The sequence below is a fragment of the Streptomyces phaeolivaceus genome (assembly GCF_009184865.1).
Classification (GTDB): Bacteria; Actinomycetota; Actinomycetes; order Streptomycetales; family Streptomycetaceae; genus Streptomyces; species Streptomyces phaeolivaceus.
The window spans coordinates 6,668,502-6,687,153 of sequence record NZ_CP045096.1; the positions used below are offsets into that span (position 1 = coordinate 6,668,502).

Consider the following 18,652-nt stretch of genomic DNA (forward strand, 5'->3'; position numbering starts at 1 on the left):
TACGGGGGCGTGCGGGGGCGCGGGTCGGGGTGAGCGCCCTCGATATGAGCTCGGCTTCGGGAGTTGTGCCCGCCGGGTGAGTTCGGGGAAGGGTCATCCGGGGAAGATCGGATGCGTTCGAGCGCATTCGAGACGGACGAGATATCGCATCGAGTCAATGTGAGTTGCCTCCGGCACGTATCGTGAAGGGCTGCGGATCGTACGCAGCCAGAACGGAACGGGTCGCGGGGCGAGCGGAGTTGACCAACCGGGCGGCCGGGGGAGGGCATTGTGGACGAATACGCGGGGCGAGTGCTCGCCGACCGCTATCGCCTGCCGCTGCCGCCCTCAGACGAGTACGAGATCGCCCCCGAGATCCGCGCCTTCGACACCTACAGCGGGCAGGAAGTCCTGGTACGGCAGGTGCCGTTGCCCGAGGTCGTCGAGGCGGAGGTGCTCGACGCCGACGGACTGCCCGAGGGGTATGTGGCGCGCGACGGCGCAGGACGCCGGGGTGCGGCGCGGGCCACCCGCCGGTCCACGGATCCGGCCGTACGACGGGCCATCGAGGCCGCTCAGGCCGCCGCGCAGATCCCCGATCATCCACGGCTCGACCAGGTCTTCGACGTGTTCGCCGAGGGCGGTTCGCTGTGGATAGTGAGCGAACTGGTGTCCGCCCGGACGCTGGAGGCGCTGCTCGTGGAGCAGCCGCTGAGCCCGTACCGCGCGGCCGAGGTCGCCGCGGACGTGCTCACCGCGCTGCGCGCGCTGCACGCCCACGGCTGGGTCCACCGGAACATCACCGCGCGTACGGTGCTGGTCTGCGACGACGGCCGGGTGATGCTGACCGGGCTCGCGGCCGGGGCGGCGGAGGAAGCGCTGTGCGGCTATGACCCGGTGCCCGCGCGGGAGTTCGAGGACAGGCCGCCGCCTCCGGTACCCGGCGGCGGTGCGAGAGCGGGTACGGCGGCGGCAGCCGTGGGGCCCGGCGGAGCGCAGGTCGCGCGGCGGGAACCGGTGCCGCCCGGTGGGGTCGCCGTTCCCGGCGCGCGTGGAGTGTCGGCGCCCGGAGGCACGGGTGGCGGCACGTTCGGCGGAGCCCGCGGTGGCGAGCCCGGTGGCGCGGTCGAGGATCCCGAGGCCGCTCGGCGAGCCGCGATAGAAGCGAGGGCGGGAAGCTCCGCCGCTCCGGGCACGGACCCCTCCGGGACACAGCGCGCGCTGGAGTCCGGTGGCGGCGACGCCCGTGCCGCGCGGGCCGGGGCGATCGCGGCGTACCGCGCGGGCGCACGGGCCGCCGCCCGGGTGCAGGACGACCAACGGGGCGGGCCCGGCGCGGGGTTGCCCGCGCAGCGGCCGGCGCCGCAGGACGGTACGGGCACGGCCGCCGGGGCGGGGCGGGGCGGCGACACGACATCCGGCGGGGCGACGCGCCCGGTGCCGCTGCACCAGATCGCCGACCCCTACGGTGTCCTCGCCAACGGTGGTGCCACCAGCGCCTGGCACGGCGCGCTGCCGCGCGGCGGGACGGCCACGCCCGCCGGCGGCGACAGCAGTGCGATCGACGGCGGCGGGTACGCCCCGCACGAGGCGTCGACCCGTGGTGCCCAAGTCGGCGCGGGATACGGCGACTCCGGACACGGTGGCTTCCGACACGACGGCTCCGGACCCGGTGACTCCGGGCACGGCAATGGTGGAAGGGCGCAGGGGACGGGTGTCCACCGGGATCTCGTGCGCGGCGGCGGCACGCCCGGCACCGGTGCCCCGGTCCCCGTCGACGCCCCTCGCGGCGCTGGTGCGGCGGTCCCCGGCGGTGTGGCGGACGCCGCCCCCTGGGACGGTGGCGGGGCCGGGCACGCTCCTCGGCGAGGGCCCGCGACCGCGCTCGCCGCCGAGCGGGCGCGGCAGGCCCGGATGGCCGTGGTGGGTCCGGTCACCGAGCGCTGGGCGCCGGAGCAGGCCGGCCCGGTGCACGAGAACTGGCAGCTGGCGGCGCCGATCGGGCCGGCGACGGACCTGTGGGCGCTCGGGGCGCTGCTCTTCCGGGCCGTGCAGGGACACGCCCCCTACCCGGAGGAGAACACCGCCGAGCTGGTGCAGATGGTGTGCGCGGAGCCGCCCGCGTTCGCCGAGGAGTGCGGGCCGCTGCGGCCGGTCGTGGAGTCGCTGCTGCGGCAGGACCCCACCGAGCGGCTGGACTTCGAGGAGCTGCGCGGCTGGCTGCGCTCCCTGGTCCGGTCGGCGCCCGAACCCGAGGCCGGTACGCATGTCGTGCCCGCGCCGCCCGTGAACGCCAGCCGGCTGCCGATCGTACGGCGACGGGGCGAACTCGTCCGCAGGCGCCGGGCCGGGCTGCCCGCGACCAGCGCGCACGCCCGCCACAAGCGCACCCGGGCGAAGGCCCCGCAGCCCCGCAAGCTGGGCCGGAACCTGCTGCTGTTGATCCTGCTCGCGCTGGTGGCGGCGATCACGTACGCCATGGTGTTCATGCCGAAGACCACGCCGAGCAGCGAGGGCGGCGACACCGGCAGCCGTACGGAGAGCGCCGGGGAGCCGAGTACGGCGCCGGAGGCGAGCAGTGAGTCCCGGCCCGACCAGAACGCGAACTCGCCCGACGGCGGCGAGGAGGGCCAGAGCGAGTCGAGCCCGTCGCCCTCGGAGTCGTCCGGCTCCACACAGACCCAGACCGGGGACCCCGAGGTCGCCCAGGGGTTCACCCTGCGCAAGGACCCCGAGGGGTTCCAGGTCGCCGTCGCCAGCGGCTGGGACCGCAGCGCGAAGAACGGGCGCGGCCAGATCGTCTACTCCCAGGGCGACTTCGAGCTGATAGTCGTCCCCGGGCGGGACGGCACGGGCACGTACGGCAGTGATCCGCTGAAGTACCAGCGGGAGGGCGAGCGCGAGCTGCAGCCGTTCCGGGACTCGTCCTGGGCCACGTCCACCGGGATGCGGCTGATCGAGGTGGGCGGAGTGACCTCGGCCGAGGGGCAGTTCACCTGGCAGGACTCCGAGGGGCGCGGTGTCTACGTACGGAACCTCGCGATCCTCCTCGACGGGCGGTACCACGTGGTGCAGTTGCGCGGGCCGGAGGCGGAGCGGGACGAGGTCACGCGGCTGTACGCGCAGGCCGCGGCCACGTACAAGGTGACCGGCTAGCCGCCGGCCGGCCGGCCGGCGGCTGTTCGGGTCGGCGGCGGAAGGTTGTGCTCCGGTCGCGGAAGCGAGAACCGTCACAGTGCTGTCTCTGTGCGGCCGGGCCGGTTCCCCGGGTCGCGGGCCGCTCCCTAATGTGACCCTGTCAAGAATATTGCGGGGCAACGTGAATCAGATGCAGGGCCGGCTCCTCGCGGAGCGCTACCGGCTCGTCGACACCATCGGCAGCGGCGGTATGGGCCGTGTCTGGCGTGCGCACGACGAGGTGTTGCACCGGGCCGTCGCCATCAAGGAGTTGACGGCCGCTCTCTATGTCTCGGAGAACGAGCAGGCCATCCTGTTGCGGCGGACCCGGGCCGAGGCGCGGGCGGCGGCGCGGATCAACCACTCGGCCGTCGTCACCGTGCACGACGTGCTGGAGCACGACAACCGGCCGTGGATCGTCATGGAGTTGGTCGAGGGCGTCTCGCTGGCCGACGCGGTCCGGGACCGGGGGCGTGTCGAGGCGCGTGAGGCGGCGCGGATCGGGATGTGGGTGCTGCGCGCGCTGCGGGCCGCCCACCGGGCCGGGGTGCTGCACCGCGATGTGAAGCCGGGGAACGTGCTGCTCGCCGAGGACGGGCGGGTCATGCTGACCGACTTCGGTATCGCGCAGGTCGAGGGCGACACGACGATCACCCGGACCGGCGAGATCGTCGGTTCCGTCGACTACATCGCCCCCGAGCGGGTGCGTGGACAGGAACCCGGGCCCGCGTCCGATCTGTGGTCGCTGGGTGCGACGCTGTACACGGCGGTCGAGGGGAAGTCGCCGTTCCGGCGCACCACGCCGCTCACCACCATGCAGGCCGTGGTGAGCGAGGAGGCGGCGGAGCCCGTGGCGGCCGGGCCGTTGGGGCCCGTCATCACCGCGCTGCTGTGCAAGGACCCGGCCGTACGGCCCGGCCCCGACGAGGCCGAACAGATGCTCGCGGAGGCGGCGGAGGGGCGACGGCCTCGGGCGGCACAGGCGTTCGTGGCCACGGAGTGGGCGGCTGGGGGGCCGGGTGGTTCGGGGGGACCGGGTGGTGCGGGCGGACCGGGTGGTGTGGCCGGTTCGGCCGGTTCGGCCGGTTCAGCTGGTTCGGATGGGTCTGAGGGTTCGCGTGGCTCTTATGGAGCACGTGGTTCGGATGGTGTGGGGGGCGGGGGAACTCACGTAGAGCCGAGTGCGGTGGGTGGTTCGGGGGAGTGGGGGTCGGGGCGTTCCAGCGTGGGGGCGGTCTCGGGCGGGGCGCAGGCGTCCGCCGTCTTCGGTGGGGGTTCCGGCGGCACCCCGGTCGTGCCGATACCGGGCGCTCATCCGCCTGCCTCCGTGGCGTCCGCCGGGCCCGGGGCGCGTACCGCCGGGCGGCGCGGCTGGGGTCGTAGGGTCGCGGTGGTCCTCCTGCTGGCCGCGTTGGTCGGCGGTGGTGGTGCCGTCGCGCTGCACTACGCGGACGGGTGGAGCGCGGGGGGCGGATCCACCGCGGACGGGGCGGACGGGGATCAGCCGGCCGACGGGGTGCCCGAGGGGTGGGAGCGGGTCGAGGACCCGGAGGGTTTCAGCCTTGCTCTGCCCAAGGGGTGGAAGCGGCAGGTGGAGGGTACGCAGATCGACTACACGCCCGACGGCGGTGAGCACTTCCTCCGGGTCGCCGTGGACGACTCGCCGGACTTCGACAGCCCGTACCACCACCAGCTCGACCTGGAGGAGCAGGTGAGGACGCGGACCGACTACTGGCGGGTGAGTCTGAAGGAGAACGTCTACCGCGACCGGCCGGGCGCGCTGTGGGACTTCACCTGGACCGCGCGGGAGAAGGACTCGGAGTTCCCCGGCCCGCGCCGGGCGATCGAGCAGATGTATCTCTCCCGGGACGGTGTCGAGTACACGATCTACATGTCCTCGCCCACGGCCGACTGGAAGACGGCGGAAGAGCAGTTCTACGCGGTGCTGCGCAGCTGGCGGGCGCCGCAGGGGTGAGGCCGGGGGGCGGCTAGCGTCGCCGGGTGCGGGTGCGTGGGGGCTGGTCGCGCGGTTCCCCGCGCCCCTGAAAGGCCAGCCCCTGCTTTGCGAGGCGCGGGGAGGGCGGTTGTCGGCCAGGCGCTCGCGCGGCACCGGAGGGTTTCGGTCCGGTGCGGCATGATGGGGCTCATGGGGACCGAGGGGGAGAACGTCCGTGTCATAGCCGGGCGTTACCGGCTGGAAGCCAGGATCGGCCGGGGCGGTATGGGGATCGTGTGGCGGGCCACCGATCAACTCCTCGGCCGGCAGGTGGCGGTCAAGGAACTGTCCCTCGACGACTCGCTCCCGGAGGAGCGGTCCCGGCAGCGCCGTGAGCGCACCCTGCGGGAGGCGCGGGCGGTCGCCCGGCTCGGCCACCCGCACATCATCGTCGTGCACGACGTCGTCGAACAGGACGAACGCCCTTACATCGTCATGGAGTTGATCGACGGCGGCTCCCTCGCCGAGCGGATCGCGGCGGACGGGCCCGTCGACGCGCGCGAGGCCGCGCGGATCGGCATCGATCTGCTGGGCGCGCTGCGGCGGGCGCACGACGCCGGCGTGCTGCACCGCGATCTCAAGCCCGCCAACGTCCTGATGGAGTCCGGTACCGACCGGGTCGTCCTCACCGACTTCGGTATCGCCCAGGTCGCCGGCGCGACCACGCTGACCGAGAGCGGGTCCTTCGTCGGCTCGCCCGAGTACACCGCCCCGGAGCGGATGTCCGGGGTCCGCACCGGGCCGGAGTCCGACCTGTGGTCGCTGGGCGCGCTGCTGTGCGCCGTGCTCAGCGGCGAATCGCCGTTCCGGCGCGACTCGTTGGGCGGCATCCTGCACGCCGTCGTCTTCGACGAGATCCGGCCGCCCCCGCAGGCCGCGCCGCTGCTCCCCGTCGTACGGGGGCTGTTGGAGCGGGACCCGGACCGGCGGCTCGACGCGGTGGAGGCGGAGCGGCTGCTGCGGGCCTTCCGGGAGACCGGCCGGACACCGCGCACGGCGAAGCACCCGAGGACGTCGACCGGGTACACGCCGACCCGGCGGGACCTGCCGCGCCCGCGGCGGGACGCGCAGCGTACGGCCGCCGCCGCGCAGGACGCGGTGGAGGCGGGCGGACGGTCGGGGGCGGCATCGGGAGCGGGGTCGGGGTCGGGGTCGGGATCGGGGCCGGACGCTTCCGGCCCGGCCGTGGCTCTGCCGGAACAGCCCGCTCGGCAGCGGCAGCAGTACTCCACCCGGAGTGTGCTGGTCGCCGCCGCGCTGGTGGCGGCGATGGCCGGGGCGGGCGTCTCGGCTGCCGCGCTGCTGATGCGCGAAGGGGGTGCGGGGGGCGGCACACCGGGCAGTTCGGCACCGGAGACGCCGGGCGCGTCGAGTACGGCGGGCGAGTCGGGCCGTCCCGGCGAGCCGGGTCGGCCGGGCCAGTCCGGGCAGTCCGGTGGGTCGGCCTCACCGAGTACATCGGGTGCCTCGGGTTCGCCCGGTACGTCGGGTGCGCCGAGTTCCCCGGGCGGGTCGGGAACCGGCGACGCCACGCCCACCGTCACACGCTCACGGGCGGCCACCGCGCCGACCGTGCCCTCGGGGTACCGGCTCGCCGAGGACGACCAGGGCTTCAGCCTCGCCGTGCCGGACGACTTCACCCGGGAGCCGCAGGGAGAGCGGGTCTTCTACATGTCCCCGGGGCGGGCGATCCGTATCGGCATCAAGTTCGACGACCCGGCGGCGGGCGGCCCGGCCGGGGTGATGCGGCGCGCCCACGAGAAGGGGCCCTCGACGAACCCCGGCTACCGCGACGGCCGGGTCACCGAGACCACTCACGACGGGTGGCCCGCCGCGCTCTGGGAGTTCACCTGGGACGGCTTCAGCGTCGCGGAGGGGCCCCGCCACACGTACGACCTGTGCTGGGAGCGGGACGGCCGGCTGTACGACGTATGGGTGTCGGCGCCGGTCGGGAAGGTGAGCGAGGCGAAGGAGTACTTCGACGTGGCGGTGGACACGTTCGTCCGTGGCTGAAGCGTGGACATTCTCGTACGTGGCTGAAGTGTGGACAGCTTCAAACGCAGCCGAAGCGTGGGCTCCCGCGTACGTGACCAAAGCGGTGATAAGCGGCGTTCCGCGTCACGGGTCTGTGACCGGAAAGCGACGGGGGTGGCTGCCGAAGCGCTTGCCGCGATACAGATGAACGTATGAGCAGCAACGGGGGCGCCCCTTACGGATCCGGGCAGGGGTCCGGCCATGGACCCGACGAACCGACGAGTTTCGGACTGCAACCGCCGCGGCCGAGCGTGCCGTACCCGGGGAACCCGTACGCGCCGCCGACCCGGGTGGCGGCACCGTCGGCCCCGCCCTCGCCGGACCCCGGCACCGGGACGGACCCTGGCACCGGGCGGCTGATCGCCGGGCGTTACCGGCTGCTCGCCAAGCTCGGCCATGGCGGTATGGGCACGGTGTGGCGGGCGCAGGACGAGACGGTGGATCGCGAGGTCGCCGTCAAGGAGCCCCGCGTACCGGATCATCTTCCCGACCGTGAACGGGCCAACGCCTTCGAGCGGATGCGGCGCGAGGCCCGTGCGGCGGCCAGGCTCGACCATCCGTCGGTCGTGAACGTGCATGACGTGGCGGTCGTGGACGGTAAGCCGTGGATCGTGATGGAGCTGGTGCGGGGGCGTTCGCTGGGCGACGCGCTCCAGGAGGGCACCCTCGGGGTGCGTGACGCGGCGAGAATCGGCCTCGACGTGCTCGGCGCGCTGGAGGCCGCGCACGCGGCGGGCATCCTGCACCGGGACGTCAAACCGGACAACGTCCTCCTCGGCCGCCACGACCGGGTGGTCCTCACCGACTTCGGCATCGCCCAGATCGAGGGCGAGACGAATCTGACGGACACCGGCGGCTTCGTCGGCTCGCCCGAGTACATCGCCCCCGAGCGGGTGTTGGGGCAGCGCCCCGGCCCGGCCTCCGACCTCTGGTCGCTCGGTGTCGTCCTCTACGCCGCCACCGAGGGCGTGTCGCCGTTCCGGCGCAGCAACACGCCGGCGACCCTGCAGTCCGTGCTCAACGCCACGCCCGCGGCGCCCGCCTCGGCCACCGGACCGCTCGCCGAGGCCATCAACGGCCTGCTGCAGAAGGACCCGGCGCGCCGCCCGAGCGCCGCCCGCGTCCGCGAACTGCTGGAGACGGCCGCCGACCCGCCGGCGCCCGCGCCCACCCAGGTCGTTCAGCACCTCGCCGCGCCTCCGGCCCCGCAGGGCAAGGGCATCCGGGTCGGGGCCAAGACCCTCGCCGGGCTCGGCGCGGTGGTCGTCGCGGCGGCTGTGACGGCGTACCTGGTGATCGCCGACCCCTTCGCGGGGCCGCTGCCGGACGGCTGGAAGCAGCGGGACCTCGGGACGAAGGTCGCCGCGAGCCTCGGCGTGCCCGGGGACTTCGTGAAGGACCGGTTCGGGCCGGACGAGACCGACGGGACGTTCGCGCAGTACAGCGACCCGAGCGGGCTGATCCGGATCAACGTCGACCGGGACGTCAAGAAGGACGACAAGGAGAACGAGATCCCGGGCGTCGCGCTGGACAAGGCGTACGCCGACTGGGAGTCGGTCAAGGACGGCGAGTACACCCTGGACATCGCGGACGACCCCGCGCCGAAGGGGCGGCCCCAGGAGACGAGGTTCCAGGACCACGAGGCCGCCGAGAACACCATCGTGTACACGACCACGGACACCCAGGCCCCAAGGCTGCGAGAGGCCCGGGTCCTGTACTACAAGGCCGGCAACGGTGACATGTACCGGCTCTGGATCGACTATCCGGGCAAGGGGCACTTCACCGAGCAGGGTCGCGAGATCGCCCGTACGGTCGTCGCGAATCTGAAGATCGACCGGATGTAGCCCCCCCCGGGCCGCCGCCTCAGGAGAGGGCGACGGCCAGGTCGTTGGTGACCGTGAAGAAGAAACGGGCCTGCGGGGAGGCGCCGTTCGGCGTGGTCAGGGCGACCGCCGGGTACCTGTCGGTGTCCTTTCGGTCCACGATGTCGTCGAACAACCGGCCGAGGCGGATCAGTTCGGCGTCGGGGGCGGGGCGCAGGAAGAGGTCCCAGATCGCCTTGTCCGGCCCGGCGGGATCGGGAAGAGACGTCAGCTGCGCGTGGAAGCCGCGCCCGCCGCCCCGGGCGCGGCTTCCACGCACCGCACGTCCTTCTCCGGCGTGTCCCTCTTCCGTGCGTGCCGCCGGTTCCTCGAAGTCCGGCAGGTCCTCGCCCCGGGCCACGCCCACCAGTGCCGCGTCCGCGCCGAGTTCGGCCCCGTGCAGGACGCCCTCCACCGCGATCGAGCCGTCGCCCCCGGGCAGTGCGGTGACCTCGGCGTGCGCGGGGCGGTGGAAGGCGCGCAGGGCGAGAAAGCCGTCCTTGGTCTCGTACGGGATCCGCCAGGCGACCGGTGTCCCGTCCGGGATCCCGGCGGTCAACAGGCCCCGCTGCTCGACCAGTCCGGCCCGCAGCCGCCGCCGTGCCCCGTCCTCGTCCCGCTCGACGTGCAGATCCCAGCGGCCCTCCGCGAGGGTCGGGGCGGCCCGGTCCAGCGTGGCCGTCCAGGGGCTCTTCGCCTCGTCCGGGGCCTCCCGCTCCAGGGGGACACGGACGACCTCGCCGTCGTCACCGTGGCGCCGGCGGAGGACGAGCGTGAGGCCGTGGCCGGGCGTGTCGGACACCCCGGATTCCCTGGACACCTCGGACACCCCAGGTACTACAGGCACCCCGGACGCGGCGACCGAGATCCGTACACCGCCGCGCGCGTCGACCCGGCAGCCGGCCTTCGGACGCAGAGGGCGCGGCCCGGCGCTCTCGGCGGAGGATTTCGGGGGTGCCGCCGTCTCGGGCGGGGCGGCGGCGGAGGGCCGCGCGGTACCCGGCAGCAGCGCTCCCAGGGCCCGTCGTACCCGGCGCCGCAGCTTCACGGCGGCCGGTGTGCGCGCCTCCCGGAGTTCGGCGATCAACTCCTCGTACTCGGTGGCGATCAGGCGCGGCGCGTACCGCTGGACGGTGGTGCGGCCGGCGGTGCCGAGGCTCTGCCGCAGCCGGGGGTCGTCGATCACGCGGAGCAGGCCCGAGGCGAGGGCGTTCGGGTCGGACGGGGGGACGAGGAGGCCGTCGGTGCCGTCGGTGATGATCTCGCGGGGGCCGTGCGGGCAGTCGGTGGCGACCATCGGGACCCCGGCGTGCATGGCCTCCAGGATGGTCATGCCGAACGACTCCCACTCGGAGCTGACCACCGCGACGGACGCCTTCGACCACTCGGCCTCCAGGGTCGCGTAGGGGCCCATGAGGAAGACATGGTCGTTGAGGCCCATGGTGTCGATCGCGGTACGCAGGTTCGCGCGCTCCGGGCCCTTGCCGTAGATCCGCAGCCGCCACTCGGGGCGTTCGGCGACGACCTTGGCGAAGGCCTCGATGAGCAGGTCGTAGCGCTTGACCGGGAACAGTCGTCCGGCGGCGACCACCAACGGGACGCGCAGATCGGAGGGTTCGGCCTTCGAGCGGGGCGCGGCGTTGCCGATGTTCGTGATCCGGGTCCGCAGTCCCGGCAGATGGTGGCGGTGGTCGGCGGCGTCCCGTGCGGAGACGGTGACGAACGCGTCCAGGCGCCCGATCGCCGCGTTCTGCGCCTCGCGCACGCCGGGCACGTGATTGTCGTACGACAGATGCTCCTGCCCGATGCGTACGGCGTGGCGCGGTCCGTGTTCGGCGAGGAGGACGACGAGGGCCGGGCGGGTCGCGATGAGGACGTCCGCGTCGGTGGTGTCGAGGAAGGCGCGCAGACGTTCGTCGGTGAGCGCGTTGTAGCGGTGGGCCAGGACCTCGGTGGGCGGCACGAGGGCGGAGGGCCGGGACATCAGCTCGTGGCCGCCGTCGTACGTGTCGGCCTCGGGGCGTTCGTCGACGAGCGGGACCAGGCGGACCTTGCCGCTCGCGGCGAGCAGGGGGCGGTCGGCGGTGCGTAACACCGAGACGATCTCGACCTCGTGGCGGGCCGCCAGGGCACCGGCCAGGTTGAGGGTGGAGCGGACGGTGCCGCCGATGGCGTAGGCGTTGTGGAGCAGGAAGGCGATCTTCATAGGGCGTTGTGTGTCCTCTCAGTGTGTCCTCTCCGCGATCCAGCCCAGGACCCGGTCGGCCACTCCCGGCTCGTCCAACAGTGCTCCGCCGTGCGAGGAACCGGGCACCGTCTCCACCGTGACCCCATTGGCGGGCATGTTGTGATCGGTCTCCTCGGCCGCTTCGAGGTCGCGCGAGTGCCGGACGGGCACGGGGTCGCCCTCGGAGTGGAGCAGGAACATGGGCGCGTCGTCGGCGCCGGAGGCACGGCTCTTGGCGGCCATGTCGTCCCAGACGTCCCGGCAACCGGGCTGCGCGGAGGGCGCGGGAGTGGGAGTGGAGGCGGGGGTGGGGGCGGACGTTTCCGTCGGGGAGCAGCGGGCCAGGAGGACGGCGTTGTCGCGCAGTCCGCGCTGCCAGTCGGTCGCGGTGCCGGCGTTGCCGTCCTGCCAGGCGCGGTACGGGGAGGCCACCGGGGACAGGGCCACCACGCCGTCGAGGCGGTAGGCGCCGGAGCGGTAGGTCGCGACGGACGTGGCTGTCTGGCCGCCGGAGGAGGAGCCCAGGAGCACCAGCCGGCTGGTGTCCAGGTCGAAGTCGGCGGCGTGGTCGCGGATCCAGTCGAGCGCGGAGAGGGCGTCGGTGCGCTGGGCGGGCCAGGGGGCGTCGGCGTTCAGCCGGTAGTCGATGTCGAAGACGGCGTACCCGGCGTCCGCGAAGGCGCGCGACCAGGTGGTCCAGCCGGTGTCCCTCGACCACTGGCCGCCGTGCAGGATCAGGATGCCGGGCTGCCTGCCCGCGCGCTCCTCACCGGCGGCGTTCCAGTAGGCGTCGAGGGTCTGCCGGGTGTGCGAACCGTAGGAGTACGTGGCCTCGTTGCGGGCCGCCGCCACGCTGTCGCGCATGTCCCAGACGAGGAGCGTGGCGACGGCAGCGGAACAGAGAACCAGACAACCCCAGAGCCGACGCACGGCCACCTGCCCTTCGAACGTCCTGACCGCAGGCGACCGTTGCCTTCGGGTCATCGGACTATAGGCGGCCCGCTCGAACCGATGCCAAGCGGGCAGGCCGCCGCGTCCTTCGGTGTCCTTCGGTGTCCTTCGGTGTCCTTCGGTGTCTTGCGGCGTCCTGCGGCGTCCTGCGGTGTCTTTCGGCGGGGACCGTCGAGGGGTGACGCGGCCGGAGTCCGGGGGCCATCGCTTTGTCCGGCCTCTTGCCCCTAACATGCCGTGTCAAGTGCATGATCGGCGCGAGAGGCGAGCGAGCGTGGGCATCGAACATCTGGACGTGCGGGCTCACGCGAGACAGCGCTGGGCGGCCAGGGCCGCACTCGGCTGCGCGGTCCTCGCCGTCCTGCTGCCGCTCGGCTACGCGCGCGGGGCGAGCCTGCTGCTCGTCGCCGGGGTCGTACTCGGCGCCGGTCTCACCGTGGCCGCGCTGTGGTGGGTGCTCGTCCATCGCGGCGCCGTCCGCGTCGCGGCGGGCGTGCTGGCCGTGGCCGCGCCGGTCGGGGTCATCTGGTGGTTCGCCGCCGTCAATCTGCTGTGGGTCGTGATCGTCTCGGCCGCCCTGTGGGCCGTCGCCGTCTGGTCCGGCAAGTTCGCCCTCAGCAGCACCAAGTCCCATGTGGTCCAGGTGCCCGAGCACCGCACCCCGGCCCCCACCCGCCCCTTCCTGATCATGAACCCCAAGTCCGGGGGCGGAAAGGTCGAGCGCTTCCGGCTGAGGGAGCGGGCCGAACGCCTCGGCGCCACCGTCCATCTCCTCGACCCCGCGCACCACGAGGACGTCGCCATACTGGCCCGGGACGCCGTCAGGAACGGCGCCGACCTGCTCGGCGTGGCCGGTGGCGACGGGACCCAGGCCCAGGTCGCGGCGATCGCGGCGGCGTACGACGTGCCGCTCCTCGTCATCTCGGCGGGCACCCGCAACCACTTCGCGATGGACCTCGGCCTCGACCGCGACAACCCGGCCGCCTGCCTCGACGCCCTCACGGACAAGGGCGTCGAACTCCATGTCGACCTCGGCTACGCCAGCGGCCACCCCTTCGTGAACAACGCCTCCTTCGGCGCGTACGCCGCCGTCGTGCAGAGCCCCGCCTACCGCGACGACAAGGTCCGCACCACCCTGGAGCTGCTGCCCGAACTGCTCACGCACCAGCGGGGGCCGCGCCTGACCGCCCGGATCGGGGAGGCCGTCATCGACGCGCCCCAGGCCGTGCTCGTCAGCAACAACGTGTACCGCAGCGACGACCTCGTCGGCCTCGGCCGCCGGGAGCGGCTGGACGCCGGGGTGCTGGGTGTCGTCGGCGTCCGCGTCGACAGCGCCGCCGAGGCCGCCGGAATGGTCCTCGGCCCGAACGCCCCCGGCCTCAGCCTTCTCGTCGCGGACGAGATCGTCGTCGAGGCCGACCAGCCGGAGATCGAGGTCGGCGTCGACGGCGAGGCGCTCGTCCTGCCGACCCCCGTCCACTGCCGGGTCTCACCGAAGGCCCTGCGTGTGCGCGTGCCCCGCGACCGGCCCGGGGTCCCCGAGCCCAAGCCGCCGCTCGACTGGCGCCGACTGCGCAAGCTCGCCGCCGCGGTCGGCCGCACGGCCCTGCCCAAGCATCGCGAACGGTACGGCTGGGCCCAGCAGTTGTGGGACCGGTGGCGTTAGCCGCCCGTTCCGCCGGGTGGTGATGATGGTGGTAGTGATGAGGCATGAGCGACGACGTCGAACATCTGAATGGCGCACGTCGGTACGGCACGCTTCGGTGTGCCGACCCCGGTCCGGAAAGGGGCGACGGCGGCCGGTTGATCGCCGGGCGCTACCGGCTCACCGAGCGGATCGGCTCCAGGGGCGGGGGCGGGGGCGGGGACGGGGACGGGGACGGGGGTGGCGGCACGGTGTGGAGGGCCGTCGACGAGTTCGTCGAGCGTGAGGTCGCCGTCAAACAGCCCCGGTCACCGGGTGGTTCGAGGTACCCGGGAGTCCCGGTCGGTTCCGTGCCGCCCATGGACAGGCCGGACGGGCCGGATGGGTCGGACGGGCCGGATGGGTCGGACTGGCCGGACGACCCCGAGTGCGAGGTGCGGCGGCGGGCCGCCCACCGCCTCTACCACGAGGCGCGCGCCGCCGCCCGCGTCGACCATCCGTCCGCCGTCACCATCCACGATGTAGTGATCGAGGACGACCGGCCCTGGATCGTCATGGAGTGGGTCCGCGGCGAGTCCCTCCACGAGGTGTTCCGGCGCGGCAGGCTCGGCCCCGCCGAGACCGCGCGGATCGGCCTCGCCGTCGTCGGCGCGCTGCACGCCGCGCACAGCGTCGGCATCGTCCACCGTGACGTCAAACCGGCCAACGTCCTCCTCGGCCCGCACGGACGCGTCGTCCTCACCGACTTCGGCATGGCCCAGGTCCAGGGCGAGGAGGCCTTCACCGCGGGCGGGGACTTCGCCGGCCCGCTCGACTTCGTCGCCCCCGAGCGCGTGTCCGGCCGTACCGCCGGTCCGCCCTCCGACCTGTGGTCCCTCGGCGTCCTCCTCCACACCGCCGTCGAGGGCCGGTCCCCGTTCCGCCGTACGACCCCGGAGTCCACCCTCGCCGCGATCCTCGCCGCCGACCCGCCACCCCCCGAACACGCGGGCCCGCTCGCCCCGCTGCTCCGCCGCCTCCTCGCCAGGAACCCGACGGCCCGGCCCGGCGCCGACGAGGTGACGGCGGCGCTGGGGGCGATAGCCGGGGGCGGGGCCGTACCGGTGCGCCGGTGACGCGAACGGCGTGATCCACGCCGCATTCGCGCCCGCACCGTACGCCCCGACCCGCTGATCAGCGACTTCGTTGCCAGCGATCACTGGCGTGGTGTGTGCGCCCGGTGAAACCCTGTTACCGCCGGGTACCCAAAGTCGTCCGGTCCGGAATACCCTGCGCGTCATGACGGACTCGCAGGCCCCCGAAAAGACCGGCACGACCACCACGGGAACGACCGGCACGGCACGGACGACCGGCACCAACCCCCTCGCGGCGGCGCCGCAGGGCGCCCGTACCGCCGCCGACGTGGTCACCCCCGAACTGGTCGCCCAGCTCACCAAGGGCGTGGTCGGCTCCGGCCGGACCGCCAACCACACGCCGTTCACCGGCGAGAAGCTGGCCGACCTGCCGGAGTCCACGCCCGAGGACGTGGAGAAGGCCTACGAGCGGGCCCGCGCCGCCCAGGCCGTCTGGGCCCAGCGTCCCGTGCGCGAACGCGCCGCCGTCCTCCTCCGCTTCCACGACCTGGTCCTCGAACGCCAGGCCGAGGTCCTCGACCTCATCCAGCTGGAGACCGGCAAGGCCCGTCTGCACGCCCACGAGGAGGTCCAGGCCGTCGCGGTCGCCGCCCGCCACTACGGCCGCAAGGCCCCGTTCTACCTCAAGCCGAAGCGGCACACCGGCGCCGTACCGACCCTCACCAAGGTCACCGAACTCCGCCACCCGCGCGGGGTCATCGGCCAGATCGCCCCCTGGAACTACCCGCTCGAACTCTCCGTCGGCGACGCCATCCCCGCCTTCGTGGCCGGCAACGCGGTGGTCATGAAGCCGGACACCGAGACCTGCCTCACCGCCCTGTGGGCCCGTGACCTGCTCATCGAGGCCGGTCTGCCCGCCGATGTCTTCCAGGTCGTCCTCGGCGAGGGCCCGGTCATCGGCCCCGAGGTCGTCAAGCACGCCGACTACGTCTCCTTCACCGGCTCCACCCGCACCGGCCGCGAGGTCGCCCAGGGCGCCGCCGCCCGGCTCGTCGGCGTCTCCCTCGAACTCGGCGGCAAGAACGCGATGCTGGTCCTTCAGGACGCCGACATAGAGAAGGCCGCCGCGGGCGCCGTCCGCGCCTGCTTCAGCTCGGCCGGCCAACTCTGCATCTCCATCGAGCGGTTGTACGTCCACGAGTCCATCGCCGACGCCTTCCTGGAGCGCTTCGCCGCCCGCACGAAGGCCATGCGCCTCGGCAAGTCCCTCGCGTACGGCGCCGAGATGGGCTCCCTCGTCGGCGAACGCCAGCTGGAGACCGTCACCCGCCATGTCGACGAGGCCGTGGAGAAGGGCGCGAAGCTGGTCGCGGGCGGTGTGGCCCGCCCCGACATCGGCCCCTACTTCTACGAGCCGACCATCCTCGACGGCGTCACGGAACCCATGTCCGTGTGCACGGAGGAGACCTTCGGCCCGGTCGTCTCCATCTACCGCTTCAAGGACGAGGACGCGGCGATCGAGGAGGCCAACTCCACGGCGTACGGCCTCAACGCCTCCGTCTGGACCAAGGACGGCCGCCGGGGCCGCGAGGTCGCCTCCCGCGTCCGCGCCGGCACGGTCAACGTCAACGAGGGCTACGCCTCCGCCTACGGTTCCGTCCAGTCCCCCATGGGCGGCATGAAGGACTCCGGCCTCGGCCGCCGCCACGGCTCCGAGGGCATCCTCAAGTACACCGAGGCCCAGACGGTCGCCCAGCAGCGCCTGCTGCCCATGGCCCCGTCCCTCGGCATGGACGACGAGAAGTACGCCCAGTTCATGAGCCGCAGCCTGAGGGCGATGAAGGCGCTCCGGCTCCGCTAGGTCTTCCGGCCCGCCCACCGTTCCCAACGAGGAGAGCACGTGTCGTACGACTACGACGTCATCGTCGTCGGCTCCGGCTTCGGCGGTTCGGTCACCGCCCTGCGCCTGACCGAGAAGGGCTACCGCGTCGGCGTGCTCGAAGCGGGCCGCCGCTTCACCCGCGCCACCCTCCCCAAGAACTCCTGGGACCTCAAGAACTACCTCTGGGCGCCCGGACTCGGGCTCTACGGCATCCAGCGCATCCATCTGCTCGGCAACGTCATGGTGCTGGCCGGAGCCGGCGTGGGCGGCGGCTCCCTCAACTACGCCAACACCCTCTACGTCCCGCCGAAGCCGTTCTTCGAGGACCCGCAGTGGAAGGACATCACCGACTGGCAGGAGGAGCTGAAGCCGTACTACGACCAGGCCCGCCGCATGCTCGGCGTACGGCTCAACCCGACGATGACCCCCTCCGACGTGCACCTCAAGGCCGCCGCCGAGCGGATGGGCGTCGGCGACAGCTTCCACCTCGCCCCGGTCGGCGTCTTCTTCGGTGACGGCGAGGACGCCGACGGCACGGCCAAGGCCGCCCCCGGCGACCGGGTCGCGGACCCCTACTTCGGCGGCGCGGGCCCCGCCCGCAACGCCTGCACCGAGTGCGGCGAGTGCATGACCGGCTGCCGCCACGGCGCGAAGAACACCCTCAACGAGAACTACCTGCACCTCGCCGAGAAGGAGGGCGCGGTCGTCCACCCGATGACCACGGTCGTGGCCGTGACGGAGGACTCGCGGGGCGGCTACGCCGTGACGACGCTGCCGACCGACAACCGGAGAAAGGGCGAGTCCCGGGTCCTGAAGGCCCGCCGGGTCGTCCTCGCGGCCGGCACCTACGGCACCCAGACCCTGCTGCACCGGATGAAGGCGAACGGCCAACTCCCGCACCTCTCGGACCGGTTGGGCATGCTGACCCGCACCAACTCCGAGGCCCTGGTCGGCGCCCAGACCGACAACCGCCGCTACCGCAAGGCGCACGGCGTGCCCGAGGTCGACTTCACCCGGGGCGTGGCGATCACCTCCTCCATCCACCCCGACGAGAACACCCATATCGAGCCCGTCCGCTACGGCAGGGGCTCCAACGCGATGGGCGGCCTGTCGATCCTCCAGGTCCCCTACGCGGGCGGCACCGCGTCCGGGACCACACGGGTCCTCGGCTGGCTGGCGTACGCGGCCAAGCACCCGCTGCTGGTGGCCCGTTCGCTCTCCAACCGCCGCTGGTCGGAGCGGACCATCATCGGCCTGGTGATGCAGTCCCTGGACAACTCCCTGTCGACCCATCTGAAGCCGAAGGGGCCGGGCAAGGGCCTGTTGACGGCACGTCAGGGTCACGGCGCGCCCAACCCCAGGCAGATCGAGGCCGCTTCGACCGCCGCCTCGACGATCGCCGCCGAGATCAACGGTTTCGCCGGCAGCAACGTGGGCGAGCTGATGGGCACCCCGCTCACCGCGCACTTCCTCGGCGGCTGCCCCATCGGCGCCACGGCGGCCGACGGTGTGATCGACCCGTACCACCGGCTGTACGGCCACCCCGGTATCTCCGTCGTCGACGGCGCCGCCGTCTCCGCGAACCTGGGCGTCAACCCGTCCCTGACGATCACCGCCCAGGCCGAGCGCGCGATGTCGTACTGGCCCAACAACGGCGAGCCCGACCACCGCCCGGCCCCCGGCGCGGCCTACGAACGCCTCGCTCCGGTGGAGCCCCGGCACCCGGCGGTCCCGGCGGACGCGTTCGGCGCGCTGCGGCTGCCGCTCGTACCGGTGCCGACGGTGCCGCCGAAGAAGCGGTAGTCGCATCTCGCATCTCGCATCTC

9 protein-coding genes and 1 pseudogene are annotated in these 18,652 nt (G+C 73.2%); 8 read left to right on the top strand and 2 right to left on the bottom strand.

The window, feature by feature from the left end; genetic code table 11:
- The first annotated feature begins 270 nt into the window (after positions 1–270).
- The 4 genes from F9278_RS31030 (at position 271) to F9278_RS31045 (ending at position 9,030) form a co-directional block, all read left to right on the top strand.
- Entirely contained in the window at positions 271–3,135 is a 2,865-nt protein-coding gene (locus F9278_RS31030; RefSeq protein ID WP_152171243.1) for a protein kinase, read from the top strand.
- 172 nt (positions 3,136–3,307) lie between these two features.
- On the top strand, positions 3,308–5,131 hold the full coding sequence (locus F9278_RS31035) for a serine/threonine-protein kinase (RefSeq protein WP_152174234.1): 1,824 nt from the start codon (positions 3,308–3,310) through the stop codon (positions 5,129–5,131).
- A 171-nt stretch (positions 5,132–5,302) separates the two neighbouring features.
- Entirely contained in the window at positions 5,303–7,165 is a 1,863-nt protein-coding gene (locus F9278_RS31040) for a protein kinase domain-containing protein (RefSeq protein ID WP_152171244.1), read from the top strand.
- 173 nt (positions 7,166–7,338) lie between these two features.
- Complete coding sequence (locus tag F9278_RS31045; RefSeq protein WP_152171245.1) at positions 7,339–9,030, top strand: serine/threonine-protein kinase; 1,692 nt, start codon at positions 7,339–7,341, stop codon at positions 9,028–9,030.
- Between the two features lie 19 nt (positions 9,031–9,049).
- Here F9278_RS31045 and F9278_RS31050 read toward each other — a convergent pair whose 3' ends face one another.
- Entirely contained in the window at positions 9,050–11,254 is a 2,205-nt protein-coding gene (locus tag F9278_RS31050; RefSeq protein ID WP_152171246.1) for a glycosyltransferase family 4 protein, read from the bottom strand.
- A gap of 18 nt (positions 11,255–11,272) precedes the next feature.
- On the bottom strand, positions 11,273–12,139 hold the full coding sequence (locus F9278_RS31055) for an alpha/beta hydrolase (RefSeq protein ID WP_226967033.1): 867 nt from the start codon (positions 12,137–12,139) through the stop codon (positions 11,273–11,275).
- Between the two features lie 361 nt (positions 12,140–12,500).
- Between F9278_RS31055 and F9278_RS31060 the strand changes: the two genes are divergently transcribed.
- From F9278_RS31060 to F9278_RS31075, 4 genes and pseudogenes are all read left to right on the top strand, one after another.
- Complete coding sequence (locus tag F9278_RS31060; protein ID WP_152171247.1) at positions 12,501–13,892, top strand: diacylglycerol/lipid kinase family protein; 1,392 nt, start codon at positions 12,501–12,503, stop codon at positions 13,890–13,892.
- A 44-nt stretch (positions 13,893–13,936) separates the two neighbouring features.
- Positions 13,937–14,974 (top strand): annotated as a pseudogene (locus tag F9278_RS31065) (serine/threonine-protein kinase); the annotation flags it as partial.
- A gap of 175 nt (positions 14,975–15,149) precedes the next feature.
- The gene (locus tag F9278_RS31070; protein WP_152171248.1) at positions 15,150–16,805 is read left to right on the top strand and encodes a succinic semialdehyde dehydrogenase; all 1,656 of its coding nucleotides are present in this window, start codon (positions 15,150–15,152) and stop codon (positions 16,803–16,805) included.
- Positions 16,806–16,844: 39 nt separating this feature from the next.
- Entirely contained in the window at positions 16,845–18,629 is a 1,785-nt protein-coding gene (locus F9278_RS31075) for a GMC family oxidoreductase N-terminal domain-containing protein (protein ID WP_152171249.1), read from the top strand.
- Positions 18,630–18,652 lie beyond the last annotated feature (23 nt).

Excerpts from the sequence above, each read along its gene's own strand:
- F9278_RS31040 (WP_152171244.1), top strand. The coding sequence starts at position 5,303 with ATGGGGACCGAGGGGGAGAACGTCCGTGTCATAGCCGGGCGTTACCGG.
- F9278_RS31070 (WP_152171248.1), top strand. The coding sequence starts at position 15,150 with ATGACGGACTCGCAGGCCCCCGAAAAGACCGGCACGACCACCACGGGA.
- F9278_RS31035 (WP_152174234.1), top strand. The coding sequence starts at position 3,308 with ATGCAGGGCCGGCTCCTCGCGGAGCGCTACCGGCTCGTCGACACCATC.
- F9278_RS31050 (WP_152171246.1), bottom strand. The coding sequence starts at position 11,254 with ATGAAGATCGCCTTCCTGCTCCACAACGCCTACGCCATCGGCGGCACC.
- F9278_RS31045 (WP_152171245.1), top strand. The coding sequence starts at position 7,339 with ATGAGCAGCAACGGGGGCGCCCCTTACGGATCCGGGCAGGGGTCCGGC.
- F9278_RS31055 (WP_226967033.1), bottom strand. The coding sequence starts at position 12,139 with ATGCGCGACAGCGTGGCGGCGGCCCGCAACGAGGCCACGTACTCCTAC.